Origin of the sequence: Reyranella sp., from assembly GCF_004297405.1 — a bacterium.
Classification (GTDB): Bacteria; Pseudomonadota; Alphaproteobacteria; order Reyranellales; family Reyranellaceae; genus Reyranella.
Genome location: NZ_SCVC01000026.1, coordinates 1 through 19202, shown reverse-complemented (window position 1 = coordinate 19202; position 19202 = coordinate 1). Strand labels below are relative to the sequence as shown.

The 19202-nt window shown below is 62.3% G+C and carries 9 protein-coding genes and 1 pseudogene; 5 read left to right on the top strand and 5 right to left on the bottom strand.

Going from position 1 to position 19202, the window contains the following annotated elements; genetic code table 11:
• Positions 1-115 precede the first annotated feature (115 nt).
• Positions 116-3262 (bottom strand): adenylate/guanylate cyclase domain-containing protein, encoded by a 3147-nt coding sequence (locus EPO50_RS16725; RefSeq protein ID WP_296346034.1) that lies wholly within the window; start codon positions 3260-3262, stop codon positions 116-118.
• A gap of 96 nt (positions 3263-3358) precedes the next feature.
• Here EPO50_RS16725 and EPO50_RS16720 point away from each other — a divergent pair, with 96 nt between their 5' ends.
• The 3 genes from EPO50_RS16720 (at position 3359) to EPO50_RS16710 (ending at position 7787) form a co-directional block, all read left to right on the top strand.
• The gene (locus tag EPO50_RS16720; protein ID WP_296346032.1) at positions 3359-4513 is read left to right on the top strand and encodes a radical SAM protein; all 1155 of its coding nucleotides are present in this window, start codon (positions 3359-3361) and stop codon (positions 4511-4513) included.
• A 163-nt stretch (positions 4514-4676) separates the two neighbouring features.
• Complete coding sequence (locus tag EPO50_RS16715) at positions 4677-5258, top strand: hypothetical protein (RefSeq protein ID WP_296346030.1); 582 nt, start codon at positions 4677-4679, stop codon at positions 5256-5258.
• Between the two features lie 57 nt (positions 5259-5315).
• Entirely contained in the window at positions 5316-7787 is a 2472-nt protein-coding gene (locus tag EPO50_RS16710) for a M4 family metallopeptidase (RefSeq protein ID WP_296346029.1), read from the top strand.
• Between the two features lie 755 nt (positions 7788-8542).
• On the opposite strand, the gene EPO50_RS16705 is transcribed toward EPO50_RS16710, so the two are convergent.
• From EPO50_RS16705 to EPO50_RS16695, 3 genes are all read right to left on the bottom strand, one after another.
• Complete coding sequence (locus EPO50_RS16705) at positions 8543-12025, bottom strand: YhaN family protein (protein WP_296346025.1); 3483 nt, start codon at positions 12023-12025, stop codon at positions 8543-8545.
• 47 nt (positions 12026-12072) lie between these two features.
• Positions 12073-13329 (bottom strand): DNA repair exonuclease, encoded by a 1257-nt coding sequence (locus EPO50_RS16700; protein WP_296346022.1) that lies wholly within the window; start codon positions 13327-13329, stop codon positions 12073-12075.
• Between the two features lie 555 nt (positions 13330-13884).
• Positions 13885-15768 carry an adenylate/guanylate cyclase domain-containing protein gene (locus EPO50_RS16695; protein ID WP_296346054.1) on the bottom strand — a complete coding sequence of 628 codons (1884 nt, stop codon included), beginning with the start codon at positions 15766-15768 and terminating at the stop codon, positions 13885-13887.
• Positions 15769-16084: 316 nt separating this feature from the next.
• On the opposite strand from EPO50_RS16695, the gene EPO50_RS16690 reads away from it, so the two are divergent.
• Positions 16085-17035: a DUF1612 domain-containing protein gene (locus tag EPO50_RS16690; RefSeq protein ID WP_296346021.1), complete on the top strand. Its 951-nt coding sequence runs from the start codon at positions 16085-16087 to the stop codon at positions 17033-17035.
• Positions 17032-17394 (top strand): annotated as a pseudogene (locus EPO50_RS16685) (recombinase family protein); the annotation flags it as partial. The gene EPO50_RS16690 and the pseudogene EPO50_RS16685, both read left to right, overlap by 4 nt.
• A 227-nt stretch (positions 17395-17621) precedes the next feature.
• Here EPO50_RS16685 and EPO50_RS16680 read toward each other — a convergent pair.
• On the bottom strand, positions 17622-19025 hold the full coding sequence (locus EPO50_RS16680; protein ID WP_296346019.1) for a deoxyribodipyrimidine photo-lyase: 1404 nt from the start codon (positions 19023-19025) through the stop codon (positions 17622-17624).
• Between the last annotated feature and the right edge of the window lie 177 nt (positions 19026-19202).

The window sequence follows — 19202 nt, the reverse complement described above, 5'->3', positions numbered from 1 at the left end:
GGGCTTTCAGCTTGTCGGAAGTGATCGTGGCTTGGCCCGTCTGCACACTGGTCTTAGGCGTTCAAGATCGCGGTCCAAGCCGGCCTTCTGCCCCCGCCAGGCGACCAAATAGCCCCTAAAGGTCGCGTCGTCGGGCTCGCAGGGCCGCAATTTCCTGCGACGTCCATACTTCGGCCTTGGCGGCGTCCGATAGGACGCGTTCTGCCAATTGCCCGGCACCGATGCTCAGGGCCTCGGACAAAGCTGCATCGAAGGCCGGAGCGACAGCCAAGGCATTCTTGGTCATCTGCAGAGCGCAAGTGGCGGCGAGATGCATGATCTGCGGCGTTGCGAAACGACATTCGAGCTCGGACGCTTCGCGCAAGGCTTCCGTCAAGAGATTCTGGGCGTCGGCCGCACGCGACGATCGAAGCATAGCCTCGGCCTTAAGTGCGAGCGCATAGGGTACGAACAGCCGCGCGCCTGTTGCCCGATAGGCTTTCAGGCCGGCGTCCAATTCCACGAGGCCGTCGACGGCGCCGGAGGCCGCACGGCTCCAACCCTTCATCAAGGTGCCGAAGGAGATCCAGTAGGGAAGATGACGGCGACGGGCAAGGGTGAGGGTCTCGGAAGCGTACTGCTCCGCCCGTTCGGCGTCGCCGAGTGTCTGGTAGACGGCTGCTGAAATTCCCAGGCCATACGCCAGGCTCAGCCCGTGTCCGAGCTCGCTGCCGTAGCGGATCGCCTCGTTTGCCTCTCGCGTGGCCTTGTCGGCATCGCCGGCAATCGCCTCAAGCCAGGCGAGGTTGATTCTGCCGAGCACCAAAGGATCGACGGAGTGGCCGATGATGTGTTCCTCGGCATTGCGTGGACTGTAGAGCTCGATGGCCTCGTGCAGATGATCGCGGGCCTTTATGAGGTCGCCCTTGCAGAACAGGCACCAGCCAAGACGGCGGAGGGCCTCGACCTTTGCTATGGGATCACCTGTTGTGTTGGCGACTATGTTCAGTCGCTCACAAAGCTGGTGCGATGTGCGGAGAGGGCCGCGCACCTGATAGAACGCCTGCAACCCGCGTAGGGCAGAGAAGCTCAGTTCCTTGCCGTGGTTTCGTTGCAGGAGCATTTCCGCCCGGCTGTAAGCCTGCTCTACCTCAGGCGACGCCTCCCCCCTAGTCGCAATCAGCGCCGTACCAAGGTCGACCTGCAACGCCAGGTCGAGGCCGATCCGTGTGGCTTCGGGCGCAATGTATGGCAGCTGATCGAGAGCCGAATGCAAGAAGTCGACGGCCTCGACGAATCCCGAGCTCGAATAGGCAAGATGTGCGGCCTTCCGCCAATGCTGTATGGCCAGCTCTGGCATCCCGCCTTCCGCGCAATGCCGGGCAAGGATCTCCGGTTTCTTCTCCGCTACGCTGGGGAAGCCGTCGGGGATCAGTTTGGCGATCTGCGCATGATAGGCGCGCCGCTGGCTGCGCAGCAGGGAATTGTAGGCGATCTCCTGGAAAAGACTGTGCCGAAAGGACAAGCGTGCGTTGTTGCTCAGGCCGTGCCTGATGATGATCTCGGCGCTGACAAGGACATCGAGAAATTCACGCAGATCGGCAGGATTGCCGGCGTGCAGCGCGGCGAGCAGCTCGCCGCCGAACTCCGAACCCAGGCACGACGCGAGCTGCGCGATCGGCTTTGCGGGACCTAGTCGATCAAGGCGTGACAGCAGCAGCTCTTGCAGTGTTGGTGGGATGACGAGCTCAAGCGTGCCGTTCCGCCGTAGACCATGCTGCCGATTTTCGATGGCCTCCTTGGTGATCTCCGCGATGTAGAGCGGAACACCATCCGAGCGCTGCGAAATGTGATGTATGGCGTCGTCGGAAAGGACTTCACGGTCGCCGGTCTCGCCCATCAAGCGGGTCACCGACTCAATCAGGCGCACGACCGACAAGCTTGGTAAGCGTCCGAGATGAAGGGTGAAGCCGTGGCTGCGATGGTCCCAAAGCGGCGGCGCGCTAGGGCGCATGGTTCCCAGGAGTAGGCAAGATGCGCCTGCGATGCGGTCGGTGAGTTCCGCTAGGAACTGCCGGGTTGACGGATCAGCGAGATGGAGATCCTCGACGACGAATAAGGTGGGCCGGTTGTCTGCCGCCGCGACGATCCATTCGGCGATCAGCGCGAAGGCCTGAGCGCGGTTGACCGAGGTGCTGAGGATTGTGCTGCCTTCCGGTTCGGCGAAACCGAGCAGGGTCGCCACGGCATGAGCGGTCGGTTCGTCTCCGCCCAGTGGCGCCAAGGCGGCACGAAGTGCCTCCATGGCTTGGTCGACGTCAAGGCCGGAGAGGCCAAGCTCGCGCCGGATCATCGAAGCGATTGGGTGCAGTACGCTGCCCGACGTTTCCAGGAGGCAGGCTGCGATCAACAGCCGAGCGTTTTCCCCGAGCGCCTGTGCCGCCACTGCTCGGATAAGATGAGTCTTGCCCATGCCAGCTTCGGCGACCAGCACTCCGATCTGACCATTTCCGGCGCGCGCAAGTTCCCAGCGCGAAACGATAAGGTTGTATTCGGCATCCCGGCCGATCGGCGGTCCGGCGACCGCGACCTGCACCTGCAGCGGATCGTCCAAATCGGTTCGCACGCCCAGCGACTCGAAGAGCGCGATGGGCTCACGCGTGCCTGGCAGTTGCACCAATCCCAACGGGCGGCAGTCGATGCGCGATTCGATGAGCCGGCGGGTGATGCTGCTCATCACGATGCCGTTCTTGGGCGCCTGTTGCTGGATCCGCGCGGCGAGATTCGGCACTTCACCGATCAGGTTGCCTCGATCCTTGAGTTCACCGAACCCCAAGTCGCCGACCAGAGTAAGGCCGGTATGAATTCCGACGCGCGCGGCTGGCGTCCAGGAGATGGGACCAAACTGGCTGTAATCCAACGACTTCATCGAATCGACGATGTGATGCCCGCATCTGACGGCATTCACCGTGTCGTCCTCGTGCGCCGTCGGATAACCGAAGCACAGCATCGCGCCATCGCCATAGAACCTGGTCAAATGACCGCCGTGGCGCTCCGCAGACTCGGCGACGATGTTTCGATATCTTACGAGGATCTCACCGAAGTCTTCTGCGTCGATTTCCTGTGACAGCGACGTCGATGCAACTAAGTCGCAAAACAGGACGGTAACGTGACGCCGTTCCGCTGGTCCATGGCCTTCGCCGAGCTGAAGCGCATTGCCGCAGTTTCCGCACAGCCGCGTGGGGCGGAGATTTTCGGTGCCACAGATGGCGCAGCGAATCACTTTGAGTCCTACCTCTGAAGGGATGCAACCCTGCGTTGGGTAAGCAATAGACAGGCCGGACTTTACCACGTAAAAGCGAGTCTGGGGCGGTTCCCTGTGACGTCCAAGATGCGGCAGCCGTCGTTCGAAACACCACCACTGGTGGCATTATCCTACACTGAAAGCTGCAATCTTGATTGCCGGCATTGCTACGGTAATTGCTCGCGCCAGCCCGATTCCGACGAACTGACCGGCGAGGAATGGCTGAAGGTCGTCGATGAGCTGATCGCCGACGGCGTCATTCAATTCTACATCGAGGGCGGCGAACCCCTCTGGCGGCCCGACTTCCTGGGCGTCCTCGCACATGCCGCGCGCAGCGCCATGACGCTCCTGCGTACACATGGCACGTTGATCGATCGAACGATGGCAGAACGGCTGAAAGAAGCCGGCGTCGGGCGCGTCCTGGTCGATTTCATGGGTGCTTCGGCGGAGACCCACGAATGGTTCACCCGCACCCCAAGCAGCTTCGCGGCGGCCTGCGATGCCGTGCACAATTTGGTCACTGTCGGCGTGCCGGTCGATGTGCTGACAATCCTAAACCGGCGAACGGCCGCGGAACTACCTGCGCTGATGCGCTTGGCCAGCGCGCTCGGCGCCAAGCGATTTGGCGTGCTCCGCTTCTATCCGATTGGCCGGGCAAGGGCGCTGTGGGACGAGCTTGCCCTGTCCCTGGCCGAGATGACCGAAGCCATCCAGTCGCTCGATCCGCCCGAGGGCCTGCGGATCATGCAATCCTGGCATCCCAACGATCGCAACTGTTGCTGGCAGTCGGCCTGCATCTCGGCGCGCGGCGATTCGATCGGCTGCGCCTACCTGCGCGAGTTCGTGAACTTCGGCAACGTCCGCCACACCCGGCTGGTCGACACCTGGCGCAACGATCCTTTGTATCGGCACTTGCGCGAGGGCAAGGTCGAGGCACATTGTTCGCAATGCACGGCATCAGAGGGGACACAGGGCGGCTGCCGCGCGGCAGCCTACGCCTTCCATGGCCGATGGGAGGCTCCCGATCCCTTCTGCACCTCGCTCAACGACGGAGTGGATCTGCGTGTCCTCCCCCAATGGCTGGCTGAGCAGGGCCCCGGGACTGTGCGTGCGCCCGGTACCGGAGATGGCGTTCTGCCTCGTCTACGACCCGCGCGCGCGGGAAATCTACACTCTAAATTCCGCCGCGTGGCTCGTTTTCGAACTGTGCGACGACCGCAATCGGAGTGATGCGGAAGCAGACTACGTTTCGACGTTTCGAATCGAAAGCCAGCGGAAGCGGGCGCGGGCGGAGTTCGAGGAGTCACTGGAGCGGCTTTGCCGCATGCGATTGATAGAAGGAGCGAGTTGGCGTGTGACGGGGTAGGCGTCACGAACGATAGGGGAGAGACCAATGGCTGACGAACGTGAGAGGCTGCGAAGGGCGGTGCGGCGCGGCAATGCTGTGCCGACCACCAACATCCTCGAGACCGAGGTGCGGTCGCAGGGCGCGCCGAATTTCAAGAGCGATGCCGATCCCGAGCTTGAGAAAGCCCTTCCCACCGTCGCTTTCTGGGAATGGAACTACGGTGTGCCGCAGTCGGATACCGAGGATTTCATCGACTTCCTTCAGGACGATGAGATCACGATCATCAAGCTGATCTGCGAAGAGCTCTTTCCTGACCCCCAGCTTCGGCAGATCGAGTATCGAGGCACCTTCATATCGGCGACGAGCGAGCGTGGCTGGTACGAGTGCCGCACGGTGTGGGCCTATCGGGGCACCAATCCGATCGCGCAATGGTACGACCTGCTCGCGAACGACGATTTCAAGCGGCTCTTCCGCAAGCTCAGGCGCCGCTTTGCCAACGATCCCGGCTCGACCGAACGCTTGATGGCGCTGCTGCAGCTCTACACCTACCCCGATGATTTCGTCGACGAGGACGAGCAAACGGCGGCCGGCCAGCGTGCTCTGATGGATGCGTGCGATCTGGATTAGGCCCGAACGCAGCCGCGCGCTGGAGAAGATGCGACCGCAATTGCGGGAGATGACCCTATGGTTGAACCGAATGATGTAGAACCGAAAGTTGTCGATCCGGTCCAGGATGCATTGAACGATCTTCGTCAGCATCATTTTCCAGACTTCACCGAAGTGCGAGACGAGGCCGGTAAGCGCGTGGTCCGCCGGCTCAGGGGCAACTTCCAGGAGTTCGGACCCTACAACCCCGGAAAGTTCAACGAGGATGGCGCGGTCACCGACGTCGTGCGTCAATTCTGGTGGAACGACAACGACCGCCGGGTCCTGTTCGACCCGAGCGAAAGCGGCCCGCCAGCGATGATCCCGTCGTTCGTCGTTTCGGCGGTGTCCACACAGCTCGCCATCATTACCGGACAGCAATTCGAGAGCGTGCCTGCCGTCCGCCTGCCGCCGGTCGAAGTGACTGGCGCCGTGCTGACTGCCAGGGTGGCGGCGCGACCTGGCAACAAGTGGCAACTCGATGGCTTCGACAACAGCCTGGTTGCCGGCGCCGTGGCCGCCGGCCTGAGATTCGTGACGTCAATCGACCTAGCCGTAGAAGCTGCTGCCAAGGCCGTTTTTGGACGGGGCGACATCGAGCCTTCGCCGTCGTCGATCAAGATCATCAGGCGATACTTCCCGGACACCGACGAACCGAAGTTCTGTCTGAAGATAGCCTTTCCCGCCCAACGGCGCCTGGTGGGAAAATGGAAGCGAGGTGCGGTAGTGTACTGGCCAGCGGTGGGCGATCCGACGCGGCCATACTTTGTCGAACCCGATGGTAGCTACGCCGACGTGCTTGGCGGCAACACCGGGCCCTATCACCGTGCTCCCACCGACCTCTATGTGCGTGGCCTCGTGGGGGCCGCTGGTCAGGGCCAGGGCCAGGCGCGTGGCGGACAACGCCGGCCACAGCGGCAGCGCTACGAGCTCGTCGACGATAGCTTCGCCGGCGACAACGGCCCGGTGATCCATACGGGTCGATTCTCGCGGAATGCGATCGCGGCGGTCGAGGCCTTCCGGGGAAACGGCTGGCAGAACGCTGTGGGCGGTCCCTCGCGCTCCAATCTCGGAGTGGCAACCGACGCCCACGCGTTTGCTCACGAGGTCGTCGCGGCCTTTCTGGATATCCGCAATCGCAATGGCATCGCCGACCAGATACTTCCCAACCCGCTCAATGTCGCGGTCCAAGTGTTCCCTGCAGCGCAGCCGGGAGAGTGGCGCAAGTCGAACTCGACGGTTGTCATCGCGAATGCCGACGACAGCCTGCCGCGTTCCTGGATGAAGCGATGGAGCTATTGCAGCGACAAGACCGTCATGGCGCACGAAATCGCTCACGCAATGACCTATGAGTGCTGCACCTTCGACTATAGCCTGGAGAGCGGTGCCCTGGATGAGGCACTTGCTGATCTGTTCGCCGTCCTGATCAACAACACGCGCGCGATCTTCGATCTTCCGTGGATTCGCCAAGACACGCTCTACGTCGATGCAGTACCAGCCTTGCGCGACGCCACCTGGGCGGCCTTCAAGCCGAACCGCCTGTCGCCCAACGACCTTGTCGAGCGCGGTCAGTATCCCAATCACTACGCCGACTACTACAAATTGAGCGGTACGCTCGCGAAGGCCATCAAGTTCGCCAAGCCCAAGAACGATCACGGCTACATTCATTGGAATTGCGCGATCGTGACGCGGGCGCTCGCGATGTTGGCGCAGCAGGCGGGCACAGCGCTTAAGCATCCGGAAACCGAGCTGAGGGCCGTCGCCATCGGTCCAAACTATGTCGGCAACCTGGTGTTCTGCGCCTTGCAACTGGTTCTGCAGGGCCGGCTTTTCACTAACAGCGACACGGCTGAAACGCCATTCGCCCAGTTGCGCTCTGCGCTGCTCAACGTCGCGACGTCGAGCCAGTTCGACGGGATCGACGGTGCGGGAACGGATCGACGGCTGTTTGCCGCCCAGCTCATGAATGTACTCAATGCGGCGGGGATTGGTCCGATCCTGTCGGTACGCGGCCGGCCGGGCGTGCCGGCGCGATACATGCCTCAGATCCAGCTCAATCCCGCCAGCTGGGTCATGAAGCTTGAGCAGGGTGGAGCGCCGAAGTATTGGAATCCCGGCGATGCCAACCCGCTCGCCGTCAATCGCGCCGATGTCGCCCTGACGGCCCAGATCGCCAACCTCGGCGTGTCGTCGGATCGCGCGATTCCTAGGCTCACGGCCTTGCTCGAGACCGAACGCAACCTTCTCTCACGTCCAACGAAGTTCAAGACCTTCGAGGCTCAGTTGGATGGCGCGCGGCTGGCTTCCGGCCAGGTCGTGGCGAAATCGCTGACAATCGCGGGGGCCGACCTGCCGGCCTTCAGCAACCCGTTTGTATTGGTGATGGCCACAGACCAATGGAACGCCTTTCGGGGCAGCGCGACAGTGCGGGCAGCCATCGCCTCCGCTTGGGGGGATGGGACTTTCGAGCTGCCACTCAATGCGGCGCTGTTGCAGCTGCAGATCGCCTAAGCTAGCGACATCTGCTGCCCAATAGTCGCGACGACATACTTGTCGGGCAGCTGTAGCGCGCTGCTATTTGCCGCTAACCACTGCATAAACAAGAAGCCTCGCTAATCTCTAGCCTTGGAAGGTCGGGCCTGCGCGCTGAGCAAGAGCATTAGCGACGCGAAGCATACTTCGCTGAGGAGATACCTGAATGAGCGCAGAACTAGTCAAAGCTGAAATCGAGCGCTTCCTAAAGTCCTCTGAACCGGAAATTCTCTGAATTAAAGGCGCGTGGGGCGCTGGGAAGCCCAGTGGCCGTCAATGCAGAGGCGGGCCTGAGGTCGATTGCTGGTGGAAGTCGTCTCAATGCCAGAAGGGTGGAGAATATTCTGGGGCGTTGAGCTTCCTGACAAGTTAGGGGAGCTGAAGCGCGAAAACTGAATCTAGCTTGGAGCTGATGGTGATAGCCCGCCTCGTATGAAGGTTTTCCTCTCAGAAGTGCAGGAAAGCATAGTGCCAGACACGAGGTCGACGCACGAAAAGAACTACGTCAAAGCCAAAGAGGATGCCAGGCAGGCTACGTGATTCTGCTGAGCGCAGAACTGAAGCCTATTCGGCTAGTCGCCCACCGACGCAATTCCACCATCGTGCTGCCGACTACGCCCTCAACGACCGAGTCGAGAGGTATCATCGGCATTACGTCCGTTCCCGGCTCACTCCAAAAGGTGCATAACGGTATCCTGTTATAACAGCCTCGACCGGCTGGATTGCTCCTGGCTCTAGAGACGTATTGGAGCCGCGATGTCCGGTAGGGACGCCTCTGTCACGCCGATCAGATGCGCATGATGGGTCAGGAAGATCACCTGGGTGCGACGAGCGAGGTCGCCCAGCACTTCAAACCCCGCCGCCGCGCGCTCATCATCGAAATTCACGAACAGATCGTCGACGACGAACGGAAGGGGAGGCGAGGAGGTCAGGTATTCTTCCAGGGCCGCGATCCGCAGTGCTAGGAAGAGCTGATCGGCGGTGCCCGTACTCAGCCCCTCCAAGGGCACTTCCTCGTCATGGTGCCTCACAGCTAGCAGCACCGGGTGGTCAGCCTGGCCATAGTCGATACGGAGCGCCTTGAAGGCCCCGAGCGTCAACTTGACGAATATCCGCTCCGCCACTTTGAGGATTGGAGCCTGTTTGGCTTCACGATAGCGATCGATGGCCGCGCGAAGCAGCCCGACCCCGACGGTTATCCGGACCCAACGTTGAGCGGCGTCCCCCATATCGGCCAACGCTTGTTGCCGGGCCTCGGCCGCCAGCGAGGCGGCATCAGTCCCCTGCATCTGGCGCAGACGGGCTTCGGCTTCCTGGACGTCGCCGCCGATTCGCTGCCGCTCGTTGCCGAGATCGCGAAGGGCCGCCCCGATCTCCTGGAGCCGGGCGAGGAGCCTATCCCGGTCCTGGCTGCTGGCCTCCGCTACGAGTTCAGCCAATGATAGACCGTCACCGTGCTCCAGAAGATCCCGTTCTGTCCGAGCGACGTCCGCTTTGAGGGCTCGGTGCTGGACCGAGCGATCGATGGCTGCGGACAGTGCCTGGAGGTCGGGGGCCTGGGCCTGCTCAAGCAGCGGGCGAAGAGAGTCGGACGCACTTTCCTGGCTGGTGGCGGCAGCCTGACGCCTAGCACGATCCTGCTCGATTTCCTGGGAAAGTGTGGCGCGTCGGGCCGCGGCGCGCTGGGCTTCCTCCAGGCGTGCCGAGAGTGCATCGATAACGTCGGACGGCGCTTGGTCCACGAGATCCAGTGCGGCGGACCGGGCGAGCTTTCCGACCTCCTCGGCGAAACCCTCGAGGTCGCGGGTCATGGTTCCGATTCGGTTGATACGAATATCGGCGCTGGCGTTCAGTGCCTCCTCGAGCTCACGAATGAGATCCAGGACCGCCGTGGCTTGGTCGGGTAACAAGGTCTCGTCTACAGACAAGAGGCGGCACGCAGCACTCCAGTCGACTTTCCATGTCTCCACACTGGCTTCTGCCTGCTGCAGATTGCCTTCCAGCGTCGCGATGTCCTTGCGGCCCCGTTCAAGCTGTCGCTGAATGGCCTTTCGTTGCTGAGCGTGGCCCTGTTGCTCCGCGATCAGGCTTTCGGCCAGTCCGACTAGGGTGTTAAAGGCGTCCAGCGTCGAACTGCTGGCAGAGATCGCTGCTGCCCCGACCGCTTCGCGCAGGCCGTCGATCGCGCCCGCGAGTTCCGCCTGGAATGCTTCGAGGGTCGCCACGCTATCATCCCGCCCCCGGAGCTTATCGAGGGCCGTGGTACGCGCTCGAACCCACTCCTCGAGCTCGCCAATCGTCCCGCTCGGCAAGCCAAGCCGGTCTCGAATCGTCGTCAATTCGGCGAGTACACTGTCACGTTCCCGAACGTGGTCAGCTGCCTTGGTCTCGGCTGCCGTAGCTTCCAGCTCCAGCCGCTCGACCTCGTGGCGCGAGCGCGTGAGGTCGGCGGATTGTGCCGCCCGCTCGAAGCGGCGATCCGACAGATCGTCGGAAAGCGTCATCGACGCTTCGAACGGTGCGACCTCCGTGCGCGCCCGCCCAAGATCATCGTTCTGGATCCCTTGCTTGATTGCCTCCCAGGACCGATTGCGGCCCGAGCGTGCGGCGGTCAGCGCCTCGATAGCGACCGGGCTGTCGTCGCGCTGGATCTGAGCCACGCGAAGCCGCGCTCGGGCGAGTGCCTCGGATTTGTCGCTTGCCTGGTCGCGTGCGCGCCGCAGGTTGCTTTGAGCGAGCTCGATCCGTGCCTTTAGGTCGGTCAACGCGGCAGGGCTGGGGACTTCCAAGGCTTGAAGCGCCTCGGTGTCACCGGTCCAGGGGGCCAAAGTCACCAGCGCTGCGCCGGCTTCGGACTCGCTGGTGCGCCTGACACGCTGCAGGCTGTCCGACCTGCTCTGCACGTCACCCAAGCGGCGTGCAGCGGCGAGGGCGTCGCAAAGCGCCGCCGACGGTTCGGATAGGGGGATGCCACCCAGCTCGACTTCCGCGTCGCTGTTGGCAGTCCGCTGCTTTTCAAGGGCGGTCGCCGCGCTGGTAACGGCCGCTTCGAGGCGTCCGTGCTGCTGCGCTAAGGATTGCAGCTTAGACCGGAGCAATCGGTTCGGCAGGCGGGCTGTGAATTCGTCGTCGGAGGCGGGGGGCCAACCCAGATCCCTGGCACACCGTTCGACCTGCGTCCGGTGCGAGCGCAATTCCACCTGCCGCTTGGCAATGTCGGCGGGATAGGGCCTGTACTGCGATCGCAGCTCGCGAAGCTGCTCGATTTCTTCGGCTCTGCCGATCAAGCCGTCGTCGACAGATAGCTGGGCGTACTCGCCTTCCTTGGCCGCAAGGGAGCCTTCAACCAGTCGAATAATTTCATCGGCCATCGTCAGCTTGTTGCGTGCATCTGTCAGACGCTGGCGCGCGTCCTCGGGAAGCGAGATGACGGGCCCCATGGCGTCGATTTCGTCGAGCAGGCGGGTGCGTTCGGCGAGGCGGGGAAGGGCGGTTTGGATACGCCGCAGCTTGTGTTCCTCGTTGCGCAGATCGCCGGCCTTTTTGTCACTTGCCGCGGCAGCTTCAAGGGCCTCATCGCGCTTCGCCACGGCGTCGCGGTAGTCAGGTGCTCGCAGAGTTGCTTCCTTGAGGGCCTTGTCTGCCTGAGCCAGCGTGCGCTCGGCGCGGGTGTAGAGGCGTTTCTCAGCGGCCCGTGGGCCCCACAAGAGGTCGGCTTGGTCCTCGAGCCGTTTCAGGGCGTCCCCGAAGCCGCCAATCCCAGCCGCGGACTGGAAGAGCATGCGACCAAGGTCGTTTCGCGCTTCCACGATGTCATGGCCGCCCTTTACAAGCCCCTGTTGGTCGAGGCTGAACAGGCGTTCGTAGAAGTCGCGGTCAGCCTGGCCCAGGAATGAGGCAAGGGCCGCCTCCGGGAGGGGCTTTTCATTTCGGTCGAGAAGCGTCTGGGAGCGCCCCTTACGGCGGCGTAAATATAGCTCGTCGCTGTCGCGCTCGATCTCGGCACCAATCCTGAGCTGGGCGCTCTCGAACCGGTAGCCATAAGGGCTGTTGTGCCCGAAGCCGAACAGCAGCTCGCTGATGCCGCTTCTGACCGTCGTCTTGCCAGCCTCGTTCTGGCCGACAACGAGATGAAAGTCGCATTGGCTCCTGGGGAGCTGAAGGACCCTGTCGGCGAAACGACCGTAGCGCAGAAGCTCCAGAGTGCGGATCCGCACGCTAGGACTCCGTATCCCAGGCGGGCTGGCGGAGGTAGGTCATCCCTCTACTTCGCCTGTGCGATCCACGTCGCCACCGATGAGCTCAGCTCACGGGCGATGTCGCCGATTCGGCCTTCCCGGATCGCGGTGAGCTCTGGGAGCTCGGCGGCGCGCAATTCGGGCGGCAAACGACCCATCATCGTCCCGAGCTGCCCGGCGAGGTTCGCCAGAATCACCGGATCGCTTGCCGCCTCGGCGATCATCGCCTCGAGTTCGCCAAGAGCATCGCTAGGAGCGGACTGTGTCGACGCCGGCGGCTTCGTCTCGATCTGGATCTTCTCAATCCAGGCCGCCTCGCCGGCATTTCCCACGGCAATCGCTCGCACGTTCTCGGCGAGTTCCCTTTCTTCTTCGAAAAGGGCGCCATGAACGGCCGTCTCACCCGTGAGCCTTATGCGGATCGCAAGCGGTCGGCCGTCCGGTTCGTTTTCGACCGTGCGCACAAGGCCGTCCTTCACCAGGTCGATTGCCTGATCCACTGTCGTCGCCGATGACAGGTCGACGACGAGCTGGTGCCATCGAAGGACGTCCGTGAGCACACGCTCGGCCGAGAGGATACTCGTTTCATCGGCCGTCACGAGCATGGCACCACGAGGGCCGGTTTCACGGGCGTGGCGGCCCTGTAGATTGCCGGGAAACACGATCCACGGGTCGCGATTCGCAATTGAGTGCTCATGCACGTGGCCCAGCGCCCAGTACTGATATCCCTTGGCGATCAACTCCGGAAGAGAGCACGGGGCGTAGGCCGCGTGCTCAGTGTTTCCTTCCAGGGCGGTGTGGAGCACGCCGATGTTGAGCCGTCCCGCTACCGGTTCCGGGTAGGTCGGAACAAGGTTCTCTAGCGTCGCAGGGGTCTGAAAGCTTCGGCCGTGCAGGGCGACGTTCAGATCGTCGATAGTGAAGGTCTTGGCCGCTCGGGACGGAAACACCGACACATTGTCCGGCAGGCGCAGGCGCTTCGTGATCTCGCTCTCTGCGTCATGGTTGCCGTACAGGAGGAACACGCGAATGCCAGCCGAACGCAGGCGGGCCATTTCGCTTACGAAGAACAGCCCCGTTTGATAGTCGCGCCAGGTCCCATCGTAGAGGTCGCCGGCAATGACGATGAACGTGGCCTCTTCGCGAATGGCCAGATCGACCAGGTTGCGAAAGGCGGCACGGGTGGCCCCCCGCAAAGTCTCTACAGGTGCGCCCTCGTAGGCTGAAAGGCCTCGCAAAGGGCTATCCAGATGGATATCGGCAGCGTGGACGAACTTGAACATTCTCGAACCAATCTACGAAAAGTGGCGCATCCTCACAACTCATCGTCGAAGAGCAGTTGGTGGACGCCACTGGAGACGATAGTCAACACAGCAATGCTTGCCCCGCATGCAAGATCCTAATTGGTCGGACGAAACTCCTTGCGCGTCACAGTTGGAGGCGGCGCGGCGATGAAAATTGTGGGGCCAGAACTATACAAACTACCTTTAAGGCGCAAAGCTTGGCGTGGCATGCAGCCAAGGAAAGCTAGGGTCCTCAGGCTTTGCAGTAGGCAACAACCCAAGCACTATATCGCGAGCGTCGAAGGAAAGCCGTTCTACGCGCCTCACGAAACCTAGTCTTTTGCGGGAGGTCGGCGCGCAACTGCAGGCGATGCAGATTCCTCGCCGCGCGGGCCTTCTGAATTGGTCGGCCTAGTTGGTCGCACAACTTTCAGACTGCCGGCCACCCATCATCGGCAGTGACCGCCGCTCTGCACAATTCTGTACGGCCTGTTCCTATGCGACTACCTCGCCTGAGGTGTTGGGTGACCTCGTCAGTACCGCGCGCCCCGGCGCCTAACGTGTCAGGTAGATCGTGGAGCCGCCTAGCCTGAGACGAAGCTCCCTTCCCATCGCAGTGCCCTTGAGCTCAAAGGATCCTTTTCGGCAGGTCCCACCTGTGCCGATCGTGGTTAGCTCGCTTGTCCCACTGACGTCGCCCTGCGGTGTTATCGTTATGGTAATCTGGCCGACGTCACATCCCGGGACACGCATGGTTCCAGTGCCCTTGCCGTTAACCACTTCGATGCGGACCGGCCTGAGGGCACCGCCGCCGCTTATCGGAACATTTCCATTATAGATCCCGTCGAATGCGCCGGCCGATGCAGGAGCCGAAGCCGCGCCGGCAACGATAGGCGATGATGGGGCAGGGGCCGGTGGCGCGACCACTGCCCGCGTCCTCGCTTCCTCCTCGGCTTTTCTCTTCTCGTCGTACTTCGATAAAGCAGGTGCGGCCTCACGCAGCAGAGCCTCTTGCTGCGACCTCGTGAGGAACCCGGTCGACGGCGTGCCGATCTTCTTCTGCCAGCTCGCGATCATCTCGCGGGAGCGCGGCCCGAAGGTACCATCCGCTCCCCGCGTGTCGAAGCCGAGCGATGTCAAGGCAACTTGCAGGCGCTGGCGATCCGCCGGTGCAAGGCGAAGGGCGCTCTCGACGGCTCCGGCCTCTGTCCGCTGCTTCAGAGCGGCGGCAACCGCCGCTTCGGCCTGCGCTCGCTGCTGGGCGGTGGCTTCGACCTTTTCCTCGGCCTGCCGTCGCGCCGCTGCCTCTTCGTCGGCCTTTTGTCGAGCCGCCTGCGCCAGCGCGAGAGCTTCGTCGGCCTGCCGCTTGTTCTCTGCTTCTTCCGCCGCCTTCCGCCGAGCTTCCTCCTCGATCAGACGCAGGGCCGCCATCTCGACCTCGGCTTGCCGGTGTGCCGCCTCTTCGGCAGAACGCTGGGCCGCACTGTCGGCCAGTTGTCGCTGATCGGCGGCCGTGGCCTGACGGCGGGCTTCCATGTCGGCCTTGAGCTTCGCAAGGTCCGCTTCCGCCTTCTGCCGGTCCTGCCGCGCTTTCTCGAGATCGGCATTGGCCTGACGCACGGCCGCTGCTTCGTCATCGGCCTTGCGCCGTGCCTCGTCCTCGATGTGCTTCTTCTCGGCCGCCGCAGCATCGGCGGCGCGCCGCTCGGTCAGCAGACGCTCCAGGTCCTCCGCCTTGAGATCGCGCAATTGGGCGATGGTGGGGGGCGGCAGGGGCGCCAGCGCCATGTACGCAAACCCTGCCGCAATCACGATGCCCGCGAGAGCCGCCAGCGACAGGCCGAGGCGCTTCCGACCACGCTGCGTCTTCATCGAGAAGGCGCCGGCGGGGACGAGCGGGACCCTCCAGTCCTCGGCGTCCCAGGTCACGCGGTAAGCTTGGACCGGCCGTTCGATGTTCTTCAGCGAAGGGTTGCCCAGATCGGCGAAGCCAACCTTGAGACGGTCGCCTACGGCGTGCCGCACCGTCCCTGAGACCACCACGCTTCCGCCCGGCGCCTGCTCTTCCAGCCGCTTTGCGATGTTCACGTCGTCACCGAGGAGGTCGTCCTCTTCGATGAGCACGTCGCCGACATGCACGCCGACGCGGAAGATGATGGCCGTGTTCTCGGACGCATCCCGGTTGGCGTCCGCCATGGCCTGCTGAAATTCGATGGCCGCGCTGAGCGCGTCCAGGGCGCTCGTGAACTCGGCAAGCGCGCCGTCGCCCATCAGTTTGACGAGGCGTCCATCGTGGCGGAGCAGGGCAGGCTCGAGGCGATTAATGCGGTGATCTCGCAGTCTTGCGACCGTTCCGCTTTCATCCCGGCCCATGAGGCGCGACGAGCCCACGACGTCCATGACGAGGATTGCTGCCAGACGGCGTTGTTGCCTTGCCATGGCACCCCCAGGAGCTTGCTCTCGGTCACGGTAGAGCGGAATGGCCACCGCTACAACTCGCCTAGAGCCACATTGTAACGGGTGCTTGTGTGGCGCTAATGCTGCGGAAACGAGGACATCGTTCATCAGAACCTTGCCTTGAGACCGGCGAATACGGTGAATGGCGTGCCCTGTTGTTAGTGTACGAACTCGACAAATGGCTCGTAGGCCAGCCATGCTCTGACAAATAGGTCGCCAGCCGATGCTCTTTGCAGGCCAGTCGATTTGGCGTAGTCAAAACTCCACCTTACCTATTTCAAGAATCCACAGTGAATGCATGTCTGACTACTCGAAGTCTTCACTGTCTAATGTCGCTTCGCAGTTTGCCGTGCAGCTTGAAACGGCCGTGAATGCTGTAGTGCGCCTGGATGAACAGGTGGTCCGCCTCGGCCGCGTAGGAGAGGGGTACCGCTCCCGCTCCGACTTCCAAGAGGCTTGCGCGCTGCGTGCGATCGCCGGGGAGCTCGTGCCCATCGATGATCTAGTGCTGGTCGACGCCGGTGCGCCAATTCGTCTGTCAAGCATTGAACTCACGCGGGCACGCATCATCCTTCAAGCGCGCCGATCGGCCGGTGCCGATCTACCCTCCTGGGTCTGGAGCGATGCAGCGCTCTTTAGTGAGCGAGTTGACGTCCCTCGGGATGAACTGCTGAAGGCGCTCGGTGAAGTGGAATGGGACGAAGATGAGCGCGCCGACCAATGGCGTAAACTCTTGGCGGGCTTGCCTCCGCTGCCGGTGATGATCAGAGCGGCCGTCGCCTGGGATGCCTGGCTGCAGATCGACCCGCTGCATGGCGGTGCCTGGCGCTCTGCGCTGATGGCCGCCGCAGTGATGAGAGAAGGAGGGCTGACCCTACATCACCAATTCGCTTTGGGTATCGGCGCTCGCAGATCCCGTTATCGCTATGACGGTCGCAGTCCGCTCGTGCAGCGCATGGGCGGTTTCCTCGACTGGGTGACCCAAGGGGCGCTTGCCGGGCAGGCCGAACTCAAGCGCCTCAGCCTCGCCCACCAGGTCCTTGGACAGGTGGCAAAGAGTAAGCACGTCGACTCGCGCCTGCCGGCTCTCATCGACCTGGTGCTGTCGCGGCCGTTGATTAGCGCCGAGATCGCGCAGCGGGAGTTGAAGCTCACCAGCACCGGATTTCGCCGGCTACGAGAGCAGTTGGGCACCAGCGTGAAAGAACTCAGCGGCCGTAACCGCTATCAGGTGTGGGGCATTCTGTGAGCCTGATTGGCTATGCCCGGGTTTCTACCGACGAACAAACGACGGCCGGCCAGCTCGACGAACTGAAAGCCGCTGGTTGCACCACCCTGTTCACTGAGCATGCCTCCGGTGCCGATAGAGATCGGCCGGAGCTCGCGCGGGCGATCGCCGCCTGTAGGGCAGGGGATGTGCTGCTTGTCGTGCGGCTCGACCGGCTCGCCCGATCGGTGCGCCACCTTCTTGAGGTGATTGAGCAGCTAAAACAGAAAGGGGCGGGTTTCCGCTCGCTGGCAGATCCGATCGACACCACGACCCCGCAGGGCGTCTTTGCTCTGCAGGTCCTGGGTGCCGTGGCCGAACTCGAGCGGCAGTTGATCTCCGCCCTTCTCTTTGCTCGCATGTGCGCTCAGGCCGAGATTCCGACTAAAATGGCGAACTCACCTGAGGAGCTTGTTGCTCGGAGCTTTTTGCATGCGACGGACGATGGATCATCCATCCGGCTTCGCTCGATGTGGCCGCTTGACGGGCTCGGGGGCCACAGAAGTCGTCCTTCGGTTGAACGGGCGGAAGGGGCGTCTTCGCCTTGGCGGTGAGGGTCCTGCGCAAATCATCGATGATGACCTTGACGGTAAAGTAAGAGCGCCTGTTCGCGCGCGGCAGCATGGTCAATGATGGGGCCCGGATAGACTTTAGGAGCCACTCTAGCCAACCAAGGTCTATGAATCTTGTCATTCGGTAGTCCCGCGATCTCGGGTATCCAGCGGCGTATGTAGTCGCCCCCAGTGTCGAACTTCTCACCTTGCAGAACGGGGTTGAAGATCCGGAAGTAAGGTGCAGCATCAACTCCGGAGCCAGCAATCCATTGCCAGCCGACAGGGTTATTGGCGGCGTCGGCATCGACCAATGTGTCCCAGAACCAGCGTTCGCCGATGCGCCAATCAATCAGCAAATCCTTGATGAGAAATGATGCTGCAATCATTCGTACGCGATTGTGCATCCATCCAGTGGCCCATAGCTCGCGAAGGCCCGCATCGACAATGGGGTAGCCCGTTCGGCCCCGTTGCCAAGCCTCCAAGCGACCACCTTCGTTGGGATCACTCCACGGAAACGCATCGAACTCCTTTCGAACATTGAGCTGCGCAATATCACCCTCGTGGAATAGAATGCTGTAGGCAAACTCTCTCCAACCGAGCTCGGAAAGAAACTTATCAGCGTCAAGGGAAGGCGTTCTTGTCGTAACGGCTTGCCAGATCTGAAGCGGGCTAATCTCACCGAATGCCAAGTGAGGCGATCGGCGGGACGTACCTTCAAAAGCCGGAAGCTCGCGTTTCATACGATAGTTCGACAATTTATGATCAATGAACTCCGAAAGCCGCAATTGGGCGCAGGCCTCTCCAGGCTCCCACGTTTCCCTCAGACCGCCGGCCCAATCTGGTGCAGTGGGCAAAAGAGACCAGGACATGAGACAGTCGCTGACGGGCCAAGGGTCAGGGGGCGCTAGGTTTTGTGGGTGGGGCAAAGGTTGGCTGTGAGGTAGGAGGCGGCTGCAGGCTCGCCAGAATGGTGTGAACACCTTGAACGGTTGCCCGCTTTGCGTCGTCACCTCCCAGGGTTCGTATAGAAGGTTTGCCTTGAAGCTCTCTACTGTGATGCCGCGCTCACGGCATGCTTTCTTGAGGCGCGCATCGCGGTCTCGCGATCCTTCATCGTAGGCGCGATTCCAGAAAATTGCATCGACATTGCACTCCGCGGCGAGCTCGCGAATGATCGTCTCCGGGCAGCCTCGCCGGAGGATCAAGCGCGATCCAAGCGCTCGCAAGGCCGCGTCGAGTGCCTTCAGACTGTGGTGGAGCCACCAGCGGGACGCGGCACCGGCAGGCCGTACGTCTGGCGTCTCGGTGTCATAGATGTAGACAGGCAACACGCCCTTGCCGGATCGTTCAGCGGCGATTAGCGCTGGATTGTCCGACAGACGAAGGTCGTTGCGGAACCAGACAATGGAACTGGACATACTCAATTCACCTCAACCGGCGCCACAAGACGATCGGTCCGGAGCGGCTAAAGGACGAGAACGTCAATCGTTCTCGCCGCTCAATCTTCTAAGTTTGGGCAGTTGCTGACTGGCGGTCACCCTAGCCTCGGGGGGTGCAGCCCGTCGCACAACGCGAATGCCTTTGAGCCAAAGGCG

What these genes read in the sequence shown, in the direction of transcription:
- EPO50_RS16695 (WP_296346054.1), bottom strand. Translation starts at nt 15,768, where the DNA reads ATGGCAAGGCAACAACGCCGTCTGGCAGCAATCCTCGTCATGGACGTC.
- EPO50_RS16715 (WP_296346030.1), top strand. Translation starts at nt 4,677, where the DNA reads ATGGCTGACGAACGTGAGAGGCTGCGAAGGGCGGTGCGGCGCGGCAAT.
- EPO50_RS16690 (WP_296346021.1), top strand. Translation starts at nt 16,085, where the DNA reads ATGTCTGACTACTCGAAGTCTTCACTGTCTAATGTCGCTTCGCAGTTT.
- EPO50_RS16700 (WP_296346022.1), bottom strand. Translation starts at nt 13,329, where the DNA reads ATGTTCAAGTTCGTCCACGCTGCCGATATCCATCTGGATAGCCCTTTG.
- EPO50_RS16680 (WP_296346019.1), bottom strand. Translation starts at nt 19,025, where the DNA reads ATGTCCAGTTCCATTGTCTGGTTCCGCAACGACCTTCGTCTGTCGGAC.
- EPO50_RS16710 (WP_296346029.1), top strand. Translation starts at nt 5,316, where the DNA reads ATGGTTGAACCGAATGATGTAGAACCGAAAGTTGTCGATCCGGTCCAG.